This window comes from Ruegeria sp. K11 (assembly GCF_056531905.1).
Map to the genome: position 1 here is coordinate 140,840 of NZ_JBQFMP010000003.1, position 22,062 is coordinate 162,901.

Consider the following 22,062-nt stretch of genomic DNA (forward strand, 5'->3'; position numbering starts at 1 on the left):
CATGGACCAGTTTACCATCAACCTGCTGTTTGTCGGCGCATCCTTTGCGCTGTATATCGGCATCGCGATCTGGGCCCGTGCGGGATCCACGTCGGAATTCTACGCCGCTGGTCGCGGCGTTCACCCGGTCACCAACGGTATGGCGACAGCGGCAGACTGGATGTCTGCGGCCTCGTTCATCTCGATGGCGGGCCTGATTGCCTTTACCGGCTATGACAACTCGACCTTCCTGATGGGTTGGACCGGCGGCTATGTGCTGCTGGCACTGTTGCTTGCGCCTTACCTGCGTAAGTTCGGCAAATTCACCGTCTCGGAATTCATCGGCGACCGTTTCTACAGCCAGACCGCACGGATCGTTGCGGTGATCTGCCTGATCGTGGCTTCGGTGACCTACGTGATCGGTCAGATGACCGGCGTTGGCGTGGCCTTTGGCCGCTTCCTCGAAGTGTCCAACACCTCGGGCCTGCTGATCGGTGCTGCCGTTGTGTTCGCCTACGCGGTGTTTGGTGGGATGAAAGGCGTGACCTACACTCAGGTCGCTCAGTACTGCGTGCTGATCACCGCCTACACCATCCCGGCGATCTTCATCTCGCTGCAGCTGACCGGTACTCCTATTCCGGCACTGGGTCTGTTCGGTGACACCGCTAGCGGTGAGCCCCTGCTGACCAAGCTGGATGCCATCGTGACCGAGCTGGGCTTCAACGAGTACACGACACACCATTCGAACACACTGAACATGGTGCTGTTCACGCTGTCGCTGATGATCGGTACCGCCGGTCTGCCGCACGTGATCATGCGCTTCTTCACCGTGCCGAAAGTGTCTGACGCACGTTGGTCCGCTGGCTGGGCGCTGGTTTTCATCGCGCTGCTGTACCTGACCGCCCCTGCGGTTGGCGCAATGGCCCGTCTGAACATCAGTGACATGATGTGGCCCAATGGTGGCATCGAAGGTGGCGCTGTCTCGGTCGAGGAAATCGACACCGATCCGCGCTATGACTGGATGGCCACGTGGCAGAAAACCGGTCTGCTGGACTGGGAAGACAAGAACGGCGACGGCAAAATCCAGTACTACAACGACAAGTCGGACGCTCTGAACGCGATTGCCGAGGAAAAAGGCTGGGCGGGCAACGAACTGACCAAGTTCAACCGTGACATCCTGGTTCTGGCCAACCCCGAGATTGCCAACCTGCCGGGTTGGGTGATCGGTCTGGTCGCTGCCGGTGGTCTGGCTGCTGCTCTGTCGACCGCTGCGGGCCTGTTGCTGGCGATCTCGTCAGCTGTGTCCCACGACCTGATCAAGGGCGCGATCAACCCGCAGATCTCGGAAAAAGGCGAGCTTCTGTCGGCACGGATCGCAATGGCTGTGGCCATTGTTGTGGCAACCTATCTGGGTCTGAATCCTCCGGGCTTCGCGGCGCAGACAGTGGCCTTGGCCTTTGGTCTGGCGGCTGCCTCGATCTTCCCGGCGCTGATGATGGGGATCTTCTCGACCCGCATCAACAACACCGGCGCGGTTGCAGGTATGCTGGCTGGTCTGGTCGTCACACTGGTCTACATCTTCCTGCACAAGGGCTGGCTGTTCATTCCGGGCACCAACTCGTTCACCGATGCTGACCCGCTGCTGGGCCCGATCAAGTCGACCTCGTTCGGCGCGATTGGTGCAATGGTCAACTTTGCTGTCGCCTACTTCGTTTCGGGCGCAACCAAAGAGACCCCGCAGGAGATCAAGGATATGGTCGAAAGCATCCGCATTCCCCGTGGTGCGGGCGTAGCTCAGGATCATTGAGCCTGATGCGGCCCTGGGCTAAGCTCACAGGGCCGCGTCTTTCGACTGACTGCTCCCGCCCGGCACACCACCGGGCGGGATTTTTCCTAAGTACACCCGAGTCATACGATGCCCCTGTCCCAAGACGAAATCACCCGGTTTCTGAAATCCGTCCATCCATATGACGCGTTGCCGGATGACGCTTTTGACGAGTTGATCCGTCAGATCGACGTGTGGGAAATCAAAGAGGACGCCCCTGTCTATGAGTTGGGTCACCCCCTGCCCGGCGTCTTTGTCATCTACGAGGGGCAGGTTGAAATCACGGATGAGAACGGCTCGGTCGTCTCTCATCTGGGACTGCGCAATTCTTTTGGCGAACGCGGGCTCTTGAAGGACGGCAAAGCCTCTACCAGAGCACGGGCCCATACATCGTCGATCCTGATCGTTCTGCCGCCCAAACTGGTGCTGGACCTGATCGACAAACATGATGTCGTCTCGAAATTCTTCAATCGCACACGCGAGTCCAAAGCGGGACCGCAAAGCCTCGCGACCAGCACCATCGACGTGCTGATGGCGCGCGATCCGGCCACCTGCCTGCCCAAAACCCCGGTTCAGAAAGCCGCGCAGATCATGCGCGACAAACACATATCCTCGCTCTGCGTCACGGAAGAAGATGCACTCAAAGGGATTGTCACCCTTCGGGATATCTCGGGCAAATTCGTTGCCGGAGGAATGCCCCAGGACACGCCAATCTCGGCCATCATGACGGCCGACCCGATCACACTGGCCCCAAGCGACGTCGGATCGGATGTTCTCCACGTGATGATGGAACGCGGGATCGGCCACATTCCGGTGTCCGAGGCCGGACGCCTTGTGGGGATCGTCACGCAGACTGATCTGACCCATTATCAGGCCGTGAACTCGGCCGAACTGGTGCGCCGCATCGCCGGTGCAACAACGGCGAAACAGATGGCCGGCGTGACAGCGGAAATTCCGCAATTGCTGGTGCAACTGGTGGCTGCCGGAAATCGGCATGAGATCACCACCCGTCTGATCACCGACATCGCCGATACAGTGACCCGACGTCTTCTGGCGCTGGGTGAAGAAAAGTTTGGCCCCCCGCCCGTGCCATATCTGTGGCTGGCCTGCGGCTCGCAAGGTCGGCAGGAACAAACCGGAGTATCCGATCAGGACAATTGCCTGATGCTGGATGACAGTGTCACCGATGACGACATGCCCTATTTTCACGCGCTGGCCAAATTCGTGTCGGACGGTCTGGATGTCTGTGGTTATTTCTATTGCCCCGGCGACATGATGGCGACCAATCCGCGCTGGTGTCAGCCGGTGCGCGTCTGGCGCGATTACTTCAAGGGTTGGATCGCCAAACCCAACCCCGAGGCACAGATGCTGGCCTCGGTGATGTTTGACCTGCGTCCGATCGGTGGCACGACCGAGTTGTTTTCAAACCTTCAGGCCGAGACACTGAACGCCGCGCAAGGCAATTCGATATTCGTAGCGCATATGATTTCGAACTCGCTAAAACACACGCCGCCTTTGGGTCTGTTGCGGGGCTTCGCCACGATCCGGTCGGGCGAGCACCGCAATACGTTGGATCTCAAACACAACGGCGTTGTTCCGGTGGTGGACCTTGCCCGTATTTACAGCCTGCAAGGCAAGCTGCCCGAAGCCAACACGCGCGCGCGTCTGAAAGCGGCTGAGCTTGCCGGTGTGCTTAGCCCCTCGGGCGCGCGGGATTTGCTGGACGCCTATGATCTGATCGCGGAAACCCGGCTGGAACATCAGGTTCATCTGATAAAATCGGGCAGCGCACCGGATAACTACCTGCCGCCCTCAGATTTGTCCGACTTTGAGCGAAGTCATCTGCGCGACGCCTTTGTCGTGGTAAAGACGATGCAATCGGCGGTGGGTCACGGCAAGGGAATGCTGGGCTAGCGTCACCCGCACAGGATCGCCTTCGGCGACCGTATTTGGAACAATAAGAAGGGGCGGTAGGCGCCTGAAGGGTGGAGGATACAGATGTTTCTGGAACTGATCGGCACGATTTTTGCGGGGGTCGCTTTTGCGGGCCTTGTTTTGGTGCTGAACAAGCTGACCGGAGGCCGCTTGCCCCGCTGGGCCATGCCGGTCGCAGCGGGCCTGGGGATGATCATCATGACAATTGTCAGCGAGTATTCATGGTACGACCGGACAAGGGAAACCCTGCCCCAAGAACTGACCATCGTGCAGGAGGTCGAAAGCCGCGCCTTTTATCGCCCCTGGACCTATGCGATCCCGTTTGTGGACCGCTTTGCAGCAATCGATACCGTCTCAGTTCGTACCAATGAAAACCTGCCCGAACAGCGCCTGGTGGATTTGTATTTCTTTGGCCGCTGGGCCCCCAGATCGATGGTCCCTGTGGCGGTGAACTGCGCTGACAACAGCCGCGCCAATCTGGCGGACGGGGCCGAGTTTGCCGATGACGGAAGACTGTTGAACGCGGACTGGTTCGTCGCTGGCGCAGGCGACCCGATCATCGAGGCAACCTGCGGAGTCTGATCATGCTGAACCATCTGAGTCTGCGTCTGAGGATTTTTCTGTTCTTCTGCCTGCTGGCTCTGGGCGGTGTCGCGCTCAGCTGTGCCGCGCTTTGGGTCGGGTATCAGCGGCTTGACCCACAAAATGCCGCAAGCGCCTTTGTGTTCAGCGGCTTGTTGACCTCGTTCGGGTTGCTGGCCCTGATCGCCGGGGTCTGGCTGTTGTTCGACGACAACGTGGCCAAACCCATCGAAAGGCTCTCGGCGCAGTTGCGCGCGCGGGCCCATGCGGGTGTCAGCGCCGATCTGGACGTGCAGGCGGCGCGGTATTTGGGCGATCTGGCCCCTGCTGCTGCCGGTCTGGCCGAGCAATTGTCGGTCAGCACCCTGTCCACTGCCGAAGCCGTCGCCGCCGAAACCGCGCATCTGGCCACAGAGAAACAACGCCTGACCGCCCTGCTGACCGAGATTCCGGTTGCGATTCTATTGGCCGGTCCCACCCACCAGATCGTGCTTTATGACGCGCAGGCGGCCGAAGTGCTGGCCCAGATCGCACATCCCCGTCTGAATGCCTCACTCTTTGATTATCTGGAGCGGAAGGGACTACAGGATGCTTATACACAATTGTCCAAAACCGGATTGGACGTGACCTGCACGCTCAACAGCGCGGATGGGAAGCAATCCTATTCGGCTCGGATGAAACCGCTAGGTGACGCGCCAGGTTACATGCTTGTGTTCGAGGACAGCGTCGCCCGGATACAGCCCGAAGAGGCACGCCCGTTGGTCTATGATTTTGATCTGCTGGACACCCCCGGCGATGATGCTTTTGAGAACCGGCAGCTCTCGGACCTTTGCTTTGTTGTCTTCGACACGGAAACGACCGGGCTCTTGCCGCATAAGGACGAGATCGTGCAGATCGGTGCAGTGCGGGTCGTGAACGGACGCATCGTGGAGGGCGAGCGTGTGGATGTGCTGGTTGATCCCGGCATGCCCATTCCGCCGGCTTCGACCAAGGTTCACAAGATCAGCGACACTATGGTTCGTGGGGCACCTGATATTGTCGAAGCCGGACGCAGCTTTCATCAGTTTGCCCGCGATGCAGTCATCGTGGCCCACAACGCACCATTTGATATGGCGTTTCTGCGTCGGCACGCGAAACGGATGGATGTTGAATGGGACCACCCCATTCTGGACACCGTCCTGTTATCCGCCGTCCTGTTCGGGGCCAGCGAGACCCACACTCTGGACGCTGTGTGTGAACGGCTCAGCATCACCATCCCCGCCCAATTGCGGCACACCGCACTGGGCGATGCCGTCGCTACGGCCGAAGCGCTGGTCAAGATGCTGCCGATGCTATCGGCGCGCGGCATGGTGACCTTTGGTGATGTCATCGCGGAAACGCGGAAACATGGACGCCTGCTGGAAGATCTGAACTGATCATAAATCGCGGATGTGCCGCAAGCTTTCCATGGACAAACCGGACCGCCCGTGGCACCTGACATCTGCCCAGGACACGAGCGCGCGATGACCGAAAGAACATTCACCCCCGGCCCGGACCAAGGTCCTGCCTTTCGCGAGGCCTTGGGGTGCTTTGGCACCGGCGTCACCGTGATCACGACGCAGACCGACACCGGGCCGGTGGCGATCACTGTCAACTCCTTCGCCTCGGTATCGCTGGACCCGCCGCTGGTACTTTGGTGTCTGGGCAAAGAGTCGAACCGGTTCGATGCGTTCAGCACCTGTCAGACATACTCGATCCACGTCATGGCGCAGGACCAGCATGATCAGGCGCTGCGTTTTGCCCGCAACGGTCTGGACTTCTCTCACGCCGATTGGCAGAGCGATCCGGCGGGGCGACCGCAGCTTACGGGATGTCTGGCGCGATTTGACTGCCGCCTGTTTGACTGCCACGAGGCTGGCGACCACCTCATCCTGGTCGGACATGTAGAACAGGTCATGCATCGCCCCGGTCAGGGCCTGATCTTCAAACGCGGGCAGTTCGGCGGCTTTGCCGATCTGATCTGATCACTCGTCCAGTGAACCGTGTACAGCCAGCGCCTCCAACTCGGCGTCCTGCGGTGTTATCACGCGAAACGCTTCGTGCACCCCTGCCCCTGTCAACTCACGCGCGACGGTCAGCAGCGTGTTTGGCCCATGTTCGTCACACAACTCAGACATATGTGCGATTTCAGCTTGCGCCACGCCCTTGGCCGCCTCGATCGAAGGGGCTCCGTAGAACTGCACGAAATGCTGGGCCAGACTTTCGGTTATCTGTTCAATTTCAGCGGGTTCCACCTGTGTCACAGCAACGAATGTTACCCGGCCAAAGGTCTCAAGCCCAAGCCATCCATTGGCAAACGCCTGCCGGGGTTTGCCCGACAGATCGCCCTCGCCCCAGTTCGAAAACTCGAATCCACCCGAGATGCACCACTCGCCGGTGCGGGCCGGAGAGTGAAATACGTTCATGTCGCTTTCGTCGAAATGGATCGCTCGGGCCAGTTTCATGTTCGGTTCTCCAATAGATCTGTGAGCGGGCTCAGCCGCGTGTCCGCTCCGTCGCGGATCAACATGCCGAACCGCTCATCCGTGCCCAGAAACACGCCGGTCTCGTCAAAAGGTTCGCCCACACCACGTAACAGGCCCATCCACTCGGCGTGCAGCGGCGCATTGCCGTCTTCCTGCCAGCGATTGAGCCAGGTCAACATGTGCCGCGACCAGCTTTCGACCAGTTGTGTGGGCGAAACCTCGGCGCAGCCTTCGTCATAAAGCGCGGTGATATCCGGGTTTTCGCCCGGCGCATCGCTGGTTTGCATCAGGGCCAGTTCCCAGCCGACGATCAGCCAATCGGGTTCGGCGTCCGGACTGGCACCAGACGCAGCGACCCGAAACATGCCGCATTTCGCACCGTTCACGCAGATCGGACCATCCCAGTCCAGGTGAACGGCCACTTCGGGCGGGGCCAGCGCGCCCAGTGCGTTCTGGAACCCCACGGCACAGAGCGGCAGCATCGCGATCGCGTCCTGCAAGGGGACCTCGGGCGCGAAAACGATGGCGACCCGCAGGCGGTCGGCCTGAATGTTGTAGACCACCGTCCCCGCATCGCATCCCAGCGCCGCCATGGCTTGCGCCCTTTCAAACGGATCCTCTCCGCCCAGAACAGGATGGCCGACCAGCAAGGGGGGAAAGACCGGCTCGGTCATGCGTTCCCCTTGGCGATCAAATCACGCGCGATCTTGCGGAACGCGTCGGCCTGAGCGCTGTCGGGCTTGCTGACCACAATGGGCGCGCCTCCATCTGCTGCGACGCGGATATCCAGATGCAGCGGGATTTCCCCCAGCAGAGGCACACCCAGCGCCTCGGCCTCGGAGGCCACACCGCCATGGCCGAACACATGCTCTTCATGTCCGCAGTTCGAGCAGATGTGGGTCGACATGTTTTCAATCATGCCCACAATCGGTGTCTTGAGCTGGTTGAACATGTCGATCCCCTTGCGGGCATCAATCAGCGCCACGTCCTGCGGGGTCGAGACAACTATCGCGCCGTCCACCTGGAACTTCTGGCTCAGCGTCAGTTGCACATCGCCCGTGCCGGGCGGCAGGTCGACGATCAGCACATCCAGTGCGCCCCATTGCACCTGATTCATCATCTGCTGCAACGCGCCCATCAGCATCGGACCACGCCAGACAACCGCCTGGCCTTCATTGGTCATCAGACCCATGGACATCATGGTCACGCCGTGATTGCGCAGCGGCAGGATCGTCTTGCCATCCGGGCTGGCCGGACGACCTGAGACACCCAGCATCCGAGGCTGCGACGGGCCATAGACATCCGCATCCAGCAGGCCGACGCGACGCCCCTCAGCCGCCAGCGCGCAGGCGAGGTTGGCTGAAACGGTCGACTTGCCCACGCCCCCCTTGCCCGAAGCCACGGCGATGATCCGATCCACACCCGGCACCGCTTGCGGTCCGGTCTGTGACGGCTTGGGTTTGGGTTTCAGGTCCGGCGGCGCCTTGTCGGAATGCGCCGTCAACATGGCCGAAACCTTCGCCACGCCGTCAACCATCTGCGCAGCTTTTTCGGCGGTCGCGCGCACCGGCTCCATCTGTTCGGCGTGTTTGGGATCGATCTCCAGAACGAACCGCACGGTGTCGCCCTCGACATTCAGCGCACGCACCACACCAGCGCTGACAATGTCCTGTCCCGAGACCGGATCAGTGATCTTTTTGAGGTTCGCAAGAACCGCGTCACGAACACTCATGCCTGTAACCCTTTGATTTTCCCAACCATGTGGTTGCTGTTCATTGCATGTGTCTCCGTCTCTTTCAGTTTATTTGACGCATTTGATGTCCTGCCGCTAGGCTGCACCCATGCGCGTTGTCCTTTTGTGCCTGAGCCTGACGCTCGCCGCCACCCCCTCTTGGTCGCAAGAGGCTTTGGGACTGGCAGCCCCGCCCGAGGTAGCAGCCTCTGGTCTGTTGCAACATATCCTTCCGCGCTTCTCTCTCAAGACCGGGATACGGGTTATTGCCGATGATACGGGCGTTTTGACTCTGGAACCTTCTCCGCCCGGCGATCCGGTTTTTGCCCGTGATGGTGTGATATATCACTTGCGGATTGGTGAAGATGCCAAACACGAACGGTTCCGCGACTGGCTGCTGTCCGATATCGGCAAGCGCACGGTGGAAGGGTTCGCCCCTGAAAACGGCGCGCCTTTTTCGGCGGAATTCGAGGTCGCGGCCGTGCAGGACGAGATCGTGGTTGATGGCGACGCTGTGTGGGGCGAGGAGTTGTCGATGACCCATTGCGGGCGATGTCACGTGATCGGCCCGCAGAACCGGATGAACGGTCTGGGTTCGACGCCTTCTTTTGCCGTCTTGCGCGCCATGCCGGACTGGTCGGAACGGTTCGAGGCTTTCTTTGCCCTCAACCCGCATCCGGCCTTCACGCAGATCGACGGGCTGACGCCGCCTTTTGATCCCACGCGCCCCTCGCCCATCCATCCGGTCGAGATGACGCTGGACGAGCTTGAGGCGATTCTGGCCTTCGTCTCGGTGATCCGGGCCGCCGATCTGGGCGCGCCACTGCAACTTCAGTGATCCTTCCGTTTCGAGAAGTAGTCCTCGGTCGTGACCACTTTGGGACGAGGTGCGGATTGGAACGGATTGTCCTGCTGCTGGAATTGCGCATTTACCCGGCAATTGTCGCACATCTGGATCATCCGCGCCTTGTCCGAGGTGGCAAACATAGGGTGCGTGCCCGACAGCTTCTCCATGATGCGTTCCACCGTGGACTTCACGCCAAACAGCGCACCGCATTCTACACAGGCAAAAGGTTCTTCCTCGTTCAACACCTGCTGTGACAGGGCCGCGTCGCTCAGGTCCAGTTGCGGGATCAGAGTGATCGCATCCTCGGGGCAGATGGTCCTGCACATGCCGCATTGCAGGCACGCATCCTGCTGAAAATTCAGCTGCGGCTTGTCCGGGTTGTCGATCAATGCGCCGGACGGGCACAGCGATACGCAGCTGAGGCACAGCGTACAGCTGTCGGTATTCACCGCAACGGCCCCATAGGGCGCGTTCTCGGGCAATGGCAAAGGCACCTCGGCCTGCGGGTTCAGCGCCTGCGCCGCCAGCCGGGCAATTTGTCGGCGGTTCCCCAAAGGCAGCACTGGCTCGGTCAGAGGTTTCGGTACATCCTGCGCATACAGCAGGTCCGACATCGCGTCCGGGTCAGCCTCGTCAATCAGACCCAGTTTTCCGGACCCCGCGATGGCTGCCGCCAGTTCCAGTTCCATGTCCAGCGCGTCGCGCTCGGTCGTCGGGGACAGCAGGATATCGACGCGTGCGAAGCCATGCGCCAGTGCCGCCAGCATCTCGGCATGGCCAAAGCCCGAAATCACGTCGAGCTCCAGCGAAATGACATCCGCGGGCAAGCCACGCCCGAACCGTGCCGAAAGTCGGATCATTTCGGCCCCATGAGCGGTGTGCACTAGCAACCGGGGGCTTTCACCCCCGGCCCGCCGATAGGTGCGGGCCAGAATATGCATCCGGGACAATAGCGCGGAGACGGGCGGGTCTTCATACATGATCGCTGTCGAGGGACAGACCGCCGCGCATTCCCCGCATCCCGCACAAATCATGGGATCAATCGCGACATGTTCACCCGCCGGGGTGATGGCGCCGGTCGGGCAGATATCAAGGCAGTTCGTACACCCGACCTGTTCGGCGCGGGAATGGGCACAAAGCGTTTCCTCCAGCCGCACATAAAGCGGCTTTTCAAAGGTTCCGACCAATTGCGCAGCCTCAAAGGCCAGACGTTCGACGGCCACCGTATCCTTGGGGTCGGCGCGCAGGTACCCTTCGCGCTTGGCCGGAGCTTGCACCAGAGGTGTATCACCCGTCAGATCCAGCACGATATCGCAGGCGGAGTGCCCACCGTCGCGCGGCGCAGACCACACGAACGTTCCACGCCCGCCGGGCTCAAGCTGTTGCAGCCCGTCCAGGCGCATCGTGAACCCGCCCAACGCCCCGTTAAGCTCACGGACCCTTCCGCGTACCACATCATAAGCACGCGACATCGGCTCGGTGTCGTCAGTGCAAAGAACAGTTACGGCCAGCGTGGCCGACAGCCGCTCGGCCAGATCAAACGTGACCGCGCCCGGGCCAATGATGAAACAGGTGCCTTCACTGATTACATCCACGCTGGGCGTAATCGGTTGCGGCACCAGTGCCTCGGCTGCAAGCGCCGCCATCTTGGCGGCCGCCTCACCGCCCTCGTCCGACCAACCCGCGCGATCGCGAAGGTCCACGAACCCCGGGGCGTCAATCTGCAATTCTTCGGCAAGCGTCCGAAACACGTCCTGTTCCTGCCCGCAGGCAATAACAGTATCACCTTCTTGCAGCAGCCCTGCGGCAAGCTCTAACTCGCGCGTACACAGGGCGGTGTGCACCCTCGAACATGCAACATCACAGGTCGATGCAATCAATTCGGCATCCACAGACTGGGTCCCTGCGCAGTCACATAATAGTATTTTGGTGCTCATATCCCCTCCCAGGTCGCCGCTCCATCCCACAGCACAGTAGGCTGTCGCCCCGAAGTGACAATGTAAAGACCGCGGTTTTCGCTAAAATTCCGTGGTCTGAGGCACCCCAAAGCCCTGTATTCGCAGCAATCCGCATCACCGCTCAGGGTTACCCTACGACCATCTACGACTAAGGTCGTAATGCCGGGGCTTGGCAGAAGATCAAATTGTGTACCATAGTGGACGTGGGGAAGGCAGGGGAGAGCCTTCCGGGGAGGACTGCGTGGCGAAGGCCGCAAACCAGATTGAAATGCCAATCGGCGTCGTCGTGCGCAAAACACCCGGTGTGACCCGCTGGGCGAAATGGAATTGGCGTGCCGTCGCCGTCCTGCCCGGTGCGGGCCCGGCGGACTGGCATGAGATGCGCCGCGAAGGTGAGGCGGTTGAGTACCATGCCGCGACCCTGCCCCTGACCCTGTGGGCGGACGAAACCGAAGCGTACATGGTCAATCTGTCGGATGGGCAACCCTCGATCTATCTTGTCCTGCGTGACGCTTTGGACGGGCAGCGTCCGATGGATGCAGTGCTGGTAACGGCGTCCCCCTATGAAGGTCAGGATTACGCAGATACCGGTGAAGAGATTGTCGAGAAAATTCCGATGACCGACGGGCTGATTGCCTGGGTGCGGGATTTCGCGCTGGAGCATCACCGCGATGAGATCTTCGTCAAACGAAAGCGCGACAAGAAACGCACCGATCTGGTCGAAGATGGCAAGGGCGATGCACGCATCCGACAGGCCTCGGACGTCTACCGCGCACCGCGCAGGATCATCCAATGACCCAGACCCGCGATTTCTGGTCACGCCGCAAGGCCGCTGTTCAGGCCGAAGCTGAGGCCGAAGCTCTGGCCGCCGAGGAACAGATTATCGCGGCTCAGCAGGCCGAACTGGACGAAAAGACCGACGCCGAGATATTGGCCGAGTTCAATCTGCCGGACCCAGATACATTGCAGGCCGGAGATGACGTCTCGGGCTTTATGGCCAAGGCCGTGCCTGACCGGTTGCGTCGCCGTGCGCTGCGCAGGTTGTGGCGATTGAACCCGGTTCTCGCGAATGTTGACGGGTTGGTCGACTATGGCGAGGACTACACCGACGCCGCCTGTGTGATCGAAAACCTCCAGACCGCCTATCAGGTTGGTAAAGGCATGCTGGCCCATGTCGAAGCCTTGGCGGCAGAAGCCGAGCAAGACGAGGTTGAAACGGAACCTCAGGAAACCGAAGACGAGCCCGAGGCTCAGCCGGATACAGCCGAACATGTTGAACAATTGGCTGCAGAACCTGTGTCGACGCCCGAAATCGACGAGGCGGAAGAGCATGCAGAGCTCGCCCCTGCCCCACGCCGCATGAAATTTGAATTTGAAGGATAACCTGATGACCGCAAGCGAAGCGCAACAGATTGATGTCTCGGCCGAGGATCGCCTGCGCGCGGATTTCTACAACTTTCTCGGGCTTCTGCTGGCAGCCCCACCCGATCAGCTGTTGCTGGATCAGGTCGCGGGTCTTGGCGGTGATGAGACCGATCTGGGTCAGGCCATTCAGGCCATGGCGCGGGTGGCCAAGGTCACCAAGCCCGCCGCTGCCGAGCGCGAGTTCAATGCGCTGTTCATCGGCTTGGGCCGGGGCGAGTTGCTGCCCTATGCCAGTTTCTACCTGACCGGGTTCCTGAACGAAAAACCTTTGGCCCAGTTGCGCAATGACATGGCGTCACGCGGGATCACCCGCGCGCAGAATGTATTCGAGCCCGAAGACAATATCGCCTCGTTGATGGAGATGATGGCGGGCATGATCGTTGGCCGATTTGGCTCTGCGGCCTCGCTGGACGACCAGAAAGCGTTCTGGAGCAAGCATGTCGGCCCGTGGGCCACGCATTTCTATTCGGATTTGGAAGCAGCCGAGAACTCGGTTCTTTATGCCTCGGTCGGCACGGCCGGTCGGGTATTCATGGAGATCGAGCGCGAGGCCTTCCGGATGACGACAGCGTGACAGGCTGTCATTCGCCAGCGCCCGGATCCGGGCGCTAAACTGCAAATGGGAAAGGAGACCCCCATGAGCAAGACCAAGGAAGAAGGCGCAAGCCGCCGCGACTTCCTCAAACTGGCCGGAACCGCAGCGCCCGCTGCCGTTGCCGCCGCCACCCTGACCGGACAGGCCGAAGCAGCCGAGTTGCCCACGGACGAAACCCGGATGCAGGACACCGCGCACACGCGCGCATATCTGGACAGCGCCCGGTTCTGATACCGGACGAGGTCACACCCGACAGACGGTTGCGATTGGCCCTGACGTCGGTTTCGTGAAGTACCAAGCCAGCCGTGGCTGACACGGCGCGCAAGGGAGGAAAGTAATGCTTAGGAAAAAGACCAACGGGGTTGCGAGACGCCCCCAGCGGACAAGTATCCTGTCCCAGGTCGGCGAGAAAACCGTCGATCGCCGCGCATTCCTGCGTGGCTCGGGCCTGACGATCGGCGGCCTTGCCGCGATCAGCGCCACGGGTGGAACCGTGACGCCAGCCAGCGCCCAGACAGCGGCCAATCAGGCCGTCGAAAATATCAAATCCGTATGCACCCACTGCTCGGTCGGCTGTACCGTCGTTGCCGAAGTGCAGAACGGCGTCTGGGTCGGGCAGGAACCCGGCTGGGACAGCCCGTTCAATCTGGGTGCGCACTGCGCCAAGGGGGCCTCGGTTCGCGAGCACGCCCATGGCGAACGCCGCCTGAAATACCCGATGAAAAAGGAAGGCGGAGAGTGGAAGCGCATCAGCTGGGAACAGGCGATCGACGAGATCGGCGACGGCATGATGAACATCCGCGAGGAATCCGGACCGGACAGCGTGTACTGGCTGGGGTCCGCGAAACACAATAACGAACAGGCCTATCTGTTCCGCAAGTTCGCCGCCTACTGGGGCACGAACAACGTGGACCATCAGGCCCGTATCTGCCACTCGACCACTGTTGCGGGCGTTGCGAACACATGGGGCTACGGCGCCATGACCAACTCGTACAACGACATGCACAACAGCCGGGCCATCTTTATCATCGGTGGTAACCCGGCCGAGGCGCACCCCGTCTCGCTGCTGCATATCCTGCGCGCGAAAGAGCAGAACAACGCCCCTCTGATCGTCTGCGACCCGCGCTTTACGCGCACCGCGGCCCATGCGGATGAATATGTCCGCTTCCGCCCCGGCACCGACGTCGCGCTGATCTGGGGTATCCTGTGGCACATCTTCGACAACGGCTGGGAAGACAAAGAGTTCATCCGCACCCGTGTCTGGGGTATGGACCAGATTCAGGAAGAAGTGCGCAAGTGGAACCCCGAAGAGGTTGAGCGCGTCACCGGCACGCCCGGCTCGCAGCTGCGCCGCGTCGCCCGGACCATGGTGAACAACCGCCCCGGAACCGTTGTGTGGTGCATGGGTGGGACGCAACACACCAACGGCAACAACAACACCCGCGCCTACTGCGTGCTTCAGCTTGCGCTGGGCAACATGGGCACATCGGGTGGCGGCACCAACATCTTCCGCGGCCATGACAACGTGCAGGGCGCGACGGACCTTGGTGTGCTGTCCCACACCCTGCCCGGCTACTATGGCCTGTCGAAAGGTGCATGGGGTCACTGGGCCCGTGTCTGGGGTGAAGAGCCCGAATGGTTGGCAGGTCAGTTCGCCACGATCAAGGACAAGGAAGGCAAGGACAAACCGCTTCAGAACGAACGCGGCATCCCGGTCTCCCGCTGGATCGACGGTGTTCTGGAAGACCCGGCCAACATGGATCAGGACAACAATGTCCGTGCCATGGTTCTGTGGGGCCACGCGCCCAACTCGCAGACCCGGATGACGGAAATGAAGACGGCGATGGAAAAGCTGGACATGCTGGTCGTGATCGACCCGTATCCCACCGTTTCCGCCGTTCTGCATGACCGCACCGATGGTGTCTACCTGCTGCCCGCCTGTACGCAGTTCGAAACCCGTGGCTCGGTCACGGCCTCGAACCGGTCGCTTCAGTGGCGCGACAAGGTGGTTGATCCGCTGTTCGAAAGCCTGCCGGACGAGGTCATCATGGCCAAGTTCGCTAACAAGTTTGGCTGGGCAGATCGGTTCTTCCGCAATATCGAGATGGACGACCCGGAAACCCCGAATGTTGAAAGCATCACGCGTGAATTCAACTCGGGCCTCTGGACCATCGGCTATACCGGTCAGTCGCCGGAACGTCTGAAAAGCCATATGGCAAACCAGCACACGTTCGACAGAACAACGCTGCAAGCCATCGGTGGACCCAACGACGGCGAGTATTACGGTCTGCCCTGGCCCTGCTGGGGCACGGCCGAGATGGGTCATACGGGGACACCGAACCTGTATGATATGTCCAAGCCGGTGGCCGAAGGCGGCCTGACCTTCCGCGCCCGTTTTGGCGTGGAACGCGACGGCGACAACCTGCTGGCCGAAGGGGTCTATAGCGTCGGATCGGAAATTCAGGATGGTTATCCGGAATTCACGATGCAGATGCTGATGGACCTTGGCTGGGACGGTGACCTGACGGCTGAGGAACGCGCGGCGATCGACGCCGTTGCGGGTCCTGAAACCAACTGGAAGACCGACCTTTCGGGCGGTATCCAGCGGGTTGCGATCAAGCATGGCTGTGCGCCCTTCGGGAACGCAAAGGCCCGCGCGGTCGTCTGGACCTTCCCGGATCCGATCCCGCTGCATCGCGAGCCGCTTTATACCAACCGGCGCGATCTGGTCGAGGACTATCCGACCTACGAGGACCGGCATGCCTATCGCCTGCCTACCCTTTATGCTTCGATCCAGAAGAACGACTTTTCAAAGGATTATCCGATAATCCTCACGTCAGGTCGTCTGGTCGAATATGAAGGCGGCGGTGAAGAAAGCCGGTCGAACCCGTGGTTGGCCGAGCTTCAGCAGGACATGTTCGTCGAGATCAACCCGCGCGATGCCAACAACCTTGGTATCCGTGACGGGCAACAGGTCTGGGTCGAAGGTCCCGAAGGCGGAAAGGTCAAGGTGATGGCGATGCTGACCAACAGGGTCGGTGCCGGTGTGGCCTTCATGCCATTCCACTTTGGCGGCCATTTCCAGGGCGACGATCTGCGGTCGAAATACCCCGCCGGTGCAGACCCCTATGTCTTGGGCGAAAGTTCCAACACCGCCCAAACCTATGGCTACGATTCAGTGACCCAGATGCAGGAGAGCAAGTGTACTCTCTGCAAGATCTCGGCAGCGTAAAGGAGGACGATAATGGCTAGAGCAAAGTTTCTCTGCGACGCTGAACGATGCATCGAGTGCAACGCCTGTGTCACCGCGTGCAAGAACGAACACGAGGTACCATGGGGCATCAACCGCCGCAGGGTGGTGACGATCAATGACGGCAACCCGGGCGAACGCTCGATCTCGGTGGCCTGTATGCATTGTTCGGATGCGCCTTGCATGGCGGTGTGCCCGGTCGACTGCTTCTATCAGAACGAAGAAGGGGTCGTCCTGCACTCCAAGGACCTGTGCATTGGCTGTGGCTATTGCTTTTACGCGTGCCCCTTCGGTGCGCCGCAATACCCGCAGGCGGGCAATTTCGGATCGCGCGGCAAGATGGATAAATGTACCTTCTGCGCTGGCGGCCCCGAAGAAACGCACTCGACCGCAGAGTTCGCCAAATATGGTCGCAACCGGATTGCCGAGGGCAAACTGCCCATCTGCGCCGAGATGTGTTCCACCAAAGCCCTGCTTGCCGGTGACGGCGACGTGGTCTCGGCCATCTACCGCGAACGCGTTGTGGCGCGCGGGTTTGGCTCGGGCGCCTGGGGTTGGGGCACCGCCTACGACCAGAAAGACGGCTAAGGTCTGACCGAAGCTTGACAGCCCCCGCCCTGTGCCGGGGGCTGTTTTACTCTTGCCGGTGGCCGCGTGTCGGCCGCCGCAATTCCTGACCGTGGTGGAGCGCCTATGACCGACGATATCTACTGGCTGTTGAAGCTGGATTTGAACCCCGAAAAGCAGTCTGAATTCGAGGCCCTGATGGCTGAAATGGTTGCGGCCACATTGCAGGAAACCGGTGCCAAAAGCTATGAATGGCACCAAAGCGAAAACGCCATTCACATCTACGAACGCTATGCCAGTTCTGACGATGCGATGATTCATATGCAAAATTTCGGGGCAAATTTTGCAGATCGGTTTATGTCTTTGCTTACGCCGGTTCAGCTTGATGTCTACGGCCCCGCGAAAGACGACCTTAGGGCGGCACTGTCCCCCGTCGGTGCTGTCTTTCACACGCAGATCGGCGGCTTTGATCGCTGACACGACCAAGAATAGGAAAAGAATCCATGCGCCTGATCCATTTTCTGCTCGTCTCACTTTTCCTGACCGGAGCTGCATGGGCGCAGGACGCCTCGGAACAGCCTGCGCCGGATCGCTCGGCAACGGGCGGGGCCACGACGCTTGAAGATATCCTGGCCCGGCAACGCGGCGAGAAGGTGGACAATGCCTATCGCTCGGAAAATACGGGCCAAGGTAATGTCGAAGGGTTGCTGGGACAGTTCGGGACAAATGGCATCGCGTCAGACAGTGATGTCTACCGCGCGCTGCGCTATGGGTCAGCGGATGTCACCGTGTCGTCTCAGGGTCCCGCAGCCAGTGTACTGATCCAGGATGGCGGCATGTGGTGGTGGGCCTTCCGCACCGGACCGTTGCGCGAATACGGCACCTATATCATTGCAGGCATGGCCGCCGTGATCCTGCTGTTCTTTCTGATCCGTGGAAAAATCCGCATCGACGGAGATAAAACAGGCCGCACTGTCACCCGCTTCAACAGCTTCGAACGCTTCGGTCACTGGCTTTTCGCCGGGTCGTTTCTGGTTCTTGGCCTGACGGGCCTGCTGACCCTCTATGGTCGCGATTTCCTGATCCCGGTCTTCGGAAAAGAAGGGTTTGCCGCCATTGCACAAGGTTGCAAATGGCTGCACAACAATTTGGCCTGGGCCTTTATGCTGGGCCTGATCATCGTGACGGTGAACTGGATTGCCCATAACATTCCCAACCGGACCGACCTGAAATGGCTGGCTGCAGGTGGCGGCCTGTTCACCAAGAACAGCCATCCGCCCGCCAAAAAGTTCAACGCCGGTCAAAAGGTGATCTTCTGGGCCTGCATCGTTCTGGGCGTGTCGATCAGCCTGTCGGGCCTGTCGCTTCTGTTCCCGTTCGAGATGCCGCTATTTGCCAAAAGCTTCCAGATCGCCAATTCAACTGGGCTGCCTCAGATGATGGGTTTGACCCTGCCGGTACAGATGTCACCGCAGGAAGAGATGCAATACGCGCAGGTTTGGCACGTGATGATTGCCTATGTCTTCATTGCCATCATCATCGCTCATATTTACCTCGGCTCGGTCGGGATGGAGGGCGCGTTTGACGCCATGGGCACCGGCGAGGTGGAAGAGCAATGGGCGCGCGAACACCACTCGCTGTGGCTGAAGGAGGTCCAGGAAAAAGAGGCCGGCAAGGCGGCGGCCTCGCCCGCTGAATAGATGCGCAGGTTGGTTCTGGCGCTGGCGTTGGTGCCGCTGCCCGCGTTCGCTGAGTTCTATACGCTCAAAGGTCATGGCGGCCCGATCATGGGGATCGCCACGGCCCCCGACGGGAGGATTGCCACGGCAAGCTTCGACAACTCGGTCGGGATCTGGTCGGATCAAATGCCCGAATGGCTGGAGGGTCACGAGGCTGCTGTAAACGCAGTCGCCTTCAGCGGCACGGAAATCTATTCCGCAGGCGACGATTTCACCCTGCGCCGCTGGCCAGGCGGCGAGGTTGTGGGTCAGCACAAAGGCAAGATCGTTGGTATCGCGGCTTCAAAAACGCATGTTGCCACTGCCAGCTGGGACGGCACAATTGGCTTGTGGCCTGTGGACGGCTCGCAACCTCAGATGTTGAGTACAGGCAGCGGTGTGAACACGGTTGTGTTCTCACCCGATGGGTCACAGCTCTATTCGGCCGGGGTGGACGGGGCCCTCCGACGATGGGATGTGACCACCGGGCAGGAAACCCAGCGGTTGGTCGAACATGGGTTCGGCATCAATGAACTGGTCCTTAACGCGCAAGACAACTGGCTCGCCTATGGCGCCGTAGACGGCGTCACCCGGATTCGCGATCTGAACACCGGGGAAGAACGTGATTTCACCCTCGACCGCCGCCCCATACTGGCCCTGGCCCTCAGCCCCGACCGCCGTCTGTTGGCCGTCGGTGATGGCGAGGGCTATATCATGGTCATCGACACCACAGACTGGCGCATCGCCCAGGATTTCCGCGCCACCCTGCGCGGTCCGGTTTGGGCACTGGCCTTTTCCTCTGACGGTGAAAACATTCATGCGGGCGGGATTGACGAGGCGATGTATAGCTGGCCCATTGCCAACCTGCGCGAACAGGAACGGATGGCCGCATCCGAACCAAGCTTTCTGAAAAATCCCGATCAGATGACCAACGGAGAACGCCAGTTCGCCCGCAAATGCTCCATCTGCCACAGCCTGACACCGGATAACCAACGCCGCGCCGGACCGACGTTGCACGGTGTCTTCGGACGCAAAGCCGGAACACTGCCGGGATATTTCTACTCGGAAACCTTGCAAGACTCTGATATCATTTGGAATGACGAAACGATAAATGCCCTTTTCGACGAAGGGCCCGACCACTACATTCCGGGATCAAAGATGCCCATGCAACGGATCACGCAGGCCAACGACCGAGACGACCTGATCGCCTTTCTGCGCCGCGCCACGGCACCGGAAAACTGAGCTGGAGGACCCTATGAAAGCCTTTGCCGCCGCCGTTGTCGTCATGGTCGTAATCACCGTGGCCGCGCCGAATGTTCTGGACCAGATCGGATTCAGCACGGCCGATACCGGGTCCGGCGCAGCTGTGCGCCTCGACTGAATGCCAGAATACCTGACCACCAGAGAGCTTGCCGATCTCTTACGTATCGGCGAGCGCAAAGCCTATGATCTGGCCTCATCCGGTGAAATACCCTGCGTCCGGGCCATGGGCAAACTGCTGTTTCCCCGAACCGAGATCATCGCCTGGCTCAACGCATCACGATCCGGTCCCCAGGTTGCCCAGCCCCCCCTGCCCCCGATTGTCGCCGGATCCCATGACCCGCTGCTCGACTGGGCGCTACGTGAAAGCGGCTCGGAACTGGCAACTTACTACGATGGCTCCTTTGACGGGTTGACCCGGTTAAGCCAACGCACCGCCCAAGCCGCCGCGTTGCACATCCACGAAGATGGCGGGTTCAATACGGAAACCTTGCAAAGCACCTTGGGCGAAGCGCCGGTCGTCCTGGTGGAAATCGCGCAGCGCCAACGCGGCCTGCTGCATGCGCCCGGCGTCGAACTTTTGACCTCCTTTGCCGATCTCAAAGGTCGCCGCGTTGCCCTGCGTCAGGACAACGCCGCCAGTCAGCGGTTGTTTGATGCCCAGCTCCGGTCCCATGGTCTGTCGCGAGACGATCTGACCACACTGCCCACCTGCGCCCGAACCGAAGAAGAATTGGCGATCGCGTTGCATGATCGCAAGGCTGAAGTAGGCTTCGGTCTGGGCGCACTGGCCAACCTTTACGACCTTGGGTTCACACCAACCCATACCGAACGGCTCGACCTCGCCATCTGGCGACGCGCCTATTTCGATTCACCGCTGCAAAAACTACTCACATTCCTCCAGTCCCCGCGCTTCGCCACCCGCGCACAGGAATTGGGTGGATATGAATTGTCGGGACTGGGAACAATCCATCGAAACGGGGCCAGCGGCTGACCCGCGGTCCTGCCCCTTCATCTTTTCCAAAATACTCTCGCCGGAGGCATTGGCCGCAGGCCAATTCAGCGCGCGTTGGGAAAGAACACCTGCTGCCCGTCCAGAGCGAAAGACGCAATCGCCGCCTGCCCATCCGGCCCCACCAGCCAGTCTATGAACCTCTGCCCCGCAGCGGCCCGCACCGCAGGGTGTTTCTCCGGGTTCACCAAAATGACCCCATACTGGTTGAACAGGCGTGGATCCCCTTCAACCATCACCTCCAGATCTCCTCTGTTGCCAAAGGATTGCCAGGTTGCGCGATCGGTCAGCACATAGGCATTCATGCCACTGGCCACGTTCAGCGTCGCACCCATCCCCGAGCCGGTCTCGCGGTACCATCCGCCCGACGCACCGGTCGGATCAAGGTCGGCAGCGGCCCAATGCCCCATCTCGGCTTTGTGCGTACCGCTGTCATCGCCACGAGATGCAAATGGCGCTTCGACCGCAGAAACGGCGCTGAGCGCCGCCACGATATCCGTGCCACCCTTCACTCCGGCGGGGTCGGACTTCGGTCCCACCAGAACAAAATCGTTATACATCACGTCGAGCCGCTCGACGCCCCATCCCTCGGCAACGAATTTCTCTTCAGCGGGTTTGGCGTGCACCAACAGGACATCCCCGTCCCCGTTGGTGGCGTTGCGAATGGCCTGACCAGTGCCAACAGCCACAACCCGGACATCAATCCCGGTTTCTGCTTCAAAGCCCGGCAAAATATAGTCCAGCAAACCTGAATTCTGTGTCGAGGTCGTGGACTGCACAATGATGAAAGGGGCTTCGGCCTGTAACGCCGTTGCGGAAAAGCCCAAGCTTATCAAGGCCGCCCGAACAAGGTTCCGGATCATTCCATTCTCC

The 22,062-nt window shown here is 60.4% G+C and carries 22 protein-coding genes; 17 read left to right on the forward strand and 5 right to left on the reverse strand.

The window, feature by feature from the left end; translation table 11 throughout:
* Nucleotide 1: 1 nt before the first annotated feature.
* The 5 genes from ACR0K4_RS05715 to ACR0K4_RS05735 all read left to right on the forward strand — a co-directional run bounded on the left by ACR0K4_RS05715 (nt 2) and on the right by ACR0K4_RS05735 (nt 6,324).
* Complete coding sequence (locus ACR0K4_RS05715) at nt 2-1,786, forward strand: sodium:solute symporter family protein (RefSeq protein WP_480853196.1); 1,785 nt, start codon at nt 2-4, stop codon at nt 1,784-1,786.
* Between the two features lie 108 nt (nt 1,787-1,894).
* A complete protein-coding gene (locus tag ACR0K4_RS05720; protein WP_480853197.1) occupies nt 1,895-3,718 on the forward strand; it encodes a putative nucleotidyltransferase substrate binding domain-containing protein in 1,824 nt (607 codons plus the stop codon).
* 84 nt (nt 3,719-3,802) lie between these two features.
* Complete coding sequence (locus ACR0K4_RS05725) at nt 3,803-4,321, forward strand: hypothetical protein (protein ID WP_480853198.1); 519 nt, start codon at nt 3,803-3,805, stop codon at nt 4,319-4,321.
* 2 nt (nt 4,322-4,323) lie between these two features.
* Entirely contained in the window at nt 4,324-5,736 is a 1,413-nt protein-coding gene (locus ACR0K4_RS05730) for a 3'-5' exonuclease (RefSeq protein WP_480853199.1), read from the forward strand.
* 87 nt (nt 5,737-5,823) lie between these two features.
* The gene (locus ACR0K4_RS05735; protein ID WP_480853200.1) at nt 5,824-6,324 is read left to right on the forward strand and encodes a flavin reductase family protein; all 501 of its coding nucleotides are present in this window, start codon (nt 5,824-5,826) and stop codon (nt 6,322-6,324) included.
* Here ACR0K4_RS05735 and ACR0K4_RS05740 read toward each other — a convergent pair whose 3' ends face one another.
* Genes ACR0K4_RS05740 through ACR0K4_RS05750 form a run of 3 tightly spaced genes read right to left on the reverse strand, consistent with a single transcriptional unit; the run spans nt 6,325 to nt 8,557 of the window.
* Nucleotides 6,325-6,804: a DUF6505 family protein gene (locus ACR0K4_RS05740; RefSeq protein WP_480516323.1), complete on the reverse strand. Its 480-nt coding sequence runs from the start codon at nt 6,802-6,804 to the stop codon at nt 6,325-6,327. It abuts the gene before it with no gap.
* Entirely contained in the window at nt 6,801-7,499 is a 699-nt protein-coding gene (locus ACR0K4_RS05745) for a biotin/lipoate--protein ligase family protein (RefSeq protein WP_480516321.1), read from the reverse strand. The genes ACR0K4_RS05740 and ACR0K4_RS05745 overlap by 4 nt, the downstream gene beginning before the upstream one ends.
* Nucleotides 7,496-8,557 (reverse strand): Mrp/NBP35 family ATP-binding protein, encoded by a 1,062-nt coding sequence (locus ACR0K4_RS05750; RefSeq protein WP_480516319.1) that lies wholly within the window; start codon nt 8,555-8,557, stop codon nt 7,496-7,498. Before ACR0K4_RS05750 ends, ACR0K4_RS05745 begins: the two co-directional genes overlap by 4 nt.
* Before the next feature lie 109 nt (nt 8,558-8,666).
* Between ACR0K4_RS05750 and ACR0K4_RS05755 the strand changes: the two genes are divergently transcribed.
* Nucleotides 8,667-9,395 (forward strand): c-type cytochrome, encoded by a 729-nt coding sequence (locus ACR0K4_RS05755; RefSeq protein WP_480853201.1) that lies wholly within the window; start codon nt 8,667-8,669, stop codon nt 9,393-9,395.
* Here the strand turns inward: ACR0K4_RS05755 and ACR0K4_RS05760 are convergent.
* Entirely contained in the window at nt 9,389-11,341 is a 1,953-nt protein-coding gene (locus ACR0K4_RS05760) for a 4Fe-4S binding protein (protein WP_480853202.1), read from the reverse strand. The two genes, ACR0K4_RS05755 and ACR0K4_RS05760, sit on opposite strands and share 7 nt — an antisense overlap.
* Before the next feature lie 262 nt (nt 11,342-11,603).
* Here ACR0K4_RS05760 and ACR0K4_RS05765 point away from each other — a divergent pair, with 262 nt between their 5' ends.
* The 11 genes from ACR0K4_RS05765 to ACR0K4_RS05815 all read left to right on the forward strand — a co-directional run bounded on the left by ACR0K4_RS05765 (nt 11,604) and on the right by ACR0K4_RS05815 (nt 21,171).
* Complete coding sequence (locus tag ACR0K4_RS05765) at nt 11,604-12,158, forward strand: DUF3305 domain-containing protein (protein WP_480853203.1); 555 nt, start codon at nt 11,604-11,606, stop codon at nt 12,156-12,158.
* Complete coding sequence (locus ACR0K4_RS05770; protein ID WP_480516311.1) at nt 12,155-12,745, forward strand: DUF3306 domain-containing protein; 591 nt, start codon at nt 12,155-12,157, stop codon at nt 12,743-12,745. The genes ACR0K4_RS05765 and ACR0K4_RS05770 overlap by 4 nt, the downstream gene beginning before the upstream one ends.
* A gap of 4 nt (nt 12,746-12,749) precedes the next feature.
* A complete protein-coding gene (locus ACR0K4_RS05775) occupies nt 12,750-13,361 on the forward strand; it encodes a TorD/DmsD family molecular chaperone (protein ID WP_480516309.1) in 612 nt (203 codons plus the stop codon).
* Between the two features lie 63 nt (nt 13,362-13,424).
* Nucleotides 13,425-13,613 carry a twin-arginine translocation signal domain-containing protein gene (locus ACR0K4_RS05780; protein WP_480516307.1) on the forward strand — a complete coding sequence of 63 codons (189 nt, stop codon included), beginning with the start codon at nt 13,425-13,427 and terminating at the stop codon, nt 13,611-13,613.
* Nucleotides 13,614-13,719: 106 nt separating this feature from the next.
* A complete protein-coding gene (locus tag ACR0K4_RS05785; protein ID WP_480853204.1) occupies nt 13,720-16,614 on the forward strand; it encodes a formate dehydrogenase subunit alpha in 2,895 nt (964 codons plus the stop codon).
* A 12-nt stretch (nt 16,615-16,626) separates the two neighbouring features.
* Nucleotides 16,627-17,220, forward strand: a complete 594-nt coding sequence (fdh3B, locus tag ACR0K4_RS05790; protein ID WP_037307340.1) for a formate dehydrogenase FDH3 subunit beta — start codon at nt 16,627-16,629, stop codon at nt 17,218-17,220.
* Nucleotides 17,221-17,325: 105 nt separating this feature from the next.
* The gene (locus ACR0K4_RS05795; protein ID WP_480516303.1) at nt 17,326-17,676 is read left to right on the forward strand and encodes a putative quinol monooxygenase; all 351 of its coding nucleotides are present in this window, start codon (nt 17,326-17,328) and stop codon (nt 17,674-17,676) included.
* Between the two features lie 26 nt (nt 17,677-17,702).
* A complete protein-coding gene (locus ACR0K4_RS05800) occupies nt 17,703-18,899 on the forward strand; it encodes a formate dehydrogenase subunit gamma (protein WP_480853205.1) in 1,197 nt (398 codons plus the stop codon).
* Nucleotides 18,900-20,159: a c-type cytochrome gene (locus tag ACR0K4_RS05805; RefSeq protein WP_480853206.1), complete on the forward strand. Its 1,260-nt coding sequence runs from the start codon at nt 18,900-18,902 to the stop codon at nt 20,157-20,159.
* 13 nt (nt 20,160-20,172) lie between these two features.
* The gene (locus tag ACR0K4_RS05810; protein WP_480853207.1) at nt 20,173-20,298 is read left to right on the forward strand and encodes a hypothetical protein; all 126 of its coding nucleotides are present in this window, start codon (nt 20,173-20,175) and stop codon (nt 20,296-20,298) included.
* A complete protein-coding gene (locus ACR0K4_RS05815; protein ID WP_480853208.1) occupies nt 20,299-21,171 on the forward strand; it encodes a substrate-binding domain-containing protein in 873 nt (290 codons plus the stop codon).
* Nucleotides 21,172-21,236: 65 nt separating this feature from the next.
* Here the strand turns inward: ACR0K4_RS05815 and ACR0K4_RS05820 are convergent, their stop codons facing one another.
* Entirely contained in the window at nt 21,237-22,052 is an 816-nt protein-coding gene (locus tag ACR0K4_RS05820; protein WP_480853209.1) for an ABC transporter substrate-binding protein, read from the reverse strand.
* Between the last annotated feature and the right edge of the window lie 10 nt (nt 22,053-22,062).

Bases quoted from the DNA above. Each gene is read 5' to 3' on its own strand.
- ACR0K4_RS05735 (WP_480853200.1), top strand. From the start codon at position 5,824: ATGACCGAAAGAACATTCACCCCCGGCCCGGACCAAGGTCCTGCCTTT.
- ACR0K4_RS05780 (WP_480516307.1), top strand. From the start codon at position 13,425: ATGAGCAAGACCAAGGAAGAAGGCGCAAGCCGCCGCGACTTCCTCAAA.
- fdh3B (WP_037307340.1), top strand. From the start codon at position 16,627: ATGGCTAGAGCAAAGTTTCTCTGCGACGCTGAACGATGCATCGAGTGC.
- ACR0K4_RS05805 (WP_480853206.1), top strand. From the start codon at position 18,900: ATGCGCAGGTTGGTTCTGGCGCTGGCGTTGGTGCCGCTGCCCGCGTTC.
- ACR0K4_RS05715 (WP_480853196.1), top strand. From the start codon at position 2: ATGGACCAGTTTACCATCAACCTGCTGTTTGTCGGCGCATCCTTTGCG.
- ACR0K4_RS05730 (WP_480853199.1), top strand. From the start codon at position 4,324: ATGCTGAACCATCTGAGTCTGCGTCTGAGGATTTTTCTGTTCTTCTGC.
- ACR0K4_RS05750 (WP_480516319.1), bottom strand. From the start codon at position 8,557: ATGAGTGTTCGTGACGCGGTTCTTGCGAACCTCAAAAAGATCACTGAT.
- ACR0K4_RS05785 (WP_480853204.1), top strand. From the start codon at position 13,720: ATGCTTAGGAAAAAGACCAACGGGGTTGCGAGACGCCCCCAGCGGACA.
- ACR0K4_RS05810 (WP_480853207.1), top strand. From the start codon at position 20,173: ATGAAAGCCTTTGCCGCCGCCGTTGTCGTCATGGTCGTAATCACCGTG.
- ACR0K4_RS05775 (WP_480516309.1), top strand. From the start codon at position 12,750: ATGACCGCAAGCGAAGCGCAACAGATTGATGTCTCGGCCGAGGATCGC.
- ACR0K4_RS05755 (WP_480853201.1), top strand. From the start codon at position 8,667: ATGCGCGTTGTCCTTTTGTGCCTGAGCCTGACGCTCGCCGCCACCCCC.
- ACR0K4_RS05815 (WP_480853208.1), top strand. From the start codon at position 20,299: ATGCCAGAATACCTGACCACCAGAGAGCTTGCCGATCTCTTACGTATC.
- ACR0K4_RS05740 (WP_480516323.1), bottom strand. From the start codon at position 6,804: ATGAAACTGGCCCGAGCGATCCATTTCGACGAAAGCGACATGAACGTA.
- ACR0K4_RS05720 (WP_480853197.1), top strand. From the start codon at position 1,895: ATGCCCCTGTCCCAAGACGAAATCACCCGGTTTCTGAAATCCGTCCAT.
- ACR0K4_RS05795 (WP_480516303.1), top strand. From the start codon at position 17,326: ATGACCGACGATATCTACTGGCTGTTGAAGCTGGATTTGAACCCCGAA.
- ACR0K4_RS05745 (WP_480516321.1), bottom strand. From the start codon at position 7,499: ATGACCGAGCCGGTCTTTCCCCCCTTGCTGGTCGGCCATCCTGTTCTG.
- ACR0K4_RS05725 (WP_480853198.1), top strand. From the start codon at position 3,803: ATGTTTCTGGAACTGATCGGCACGATTTTTGCGGGGGTCGCTTTTGCG.
- ACR0K4_RS05820 (WP_480853209.1), bottom strand. From the start codon at position 22,052: ATGATCCGGAACCTTGTTCGGGCGGCCTTGATAAGCTTGGGCTTTTCC.
- ACR0K4_RS05760 (WP_480853202.1), bottom strand. From the start codon at position 11,341: ATGAGCACCAAAATACTATTATGTGACTGCGCAGGGACCCAGTCTGTG.
- ACR0K4_RS05770 (WP_480516311.1), top strand. From the start codon at position 12,155: ATGACCCAGACCCGCGATTTCTGGTCACGCCGCAAGGCCGCTGTTCAG.
- ACR0K4_RS05800 (WP_480853205.1), top strand. From the start codon at position 17,703: ATGCGCCTGATCCATTTTCTGCTCGTCTCACTTTTCCTGACCGGAGCT.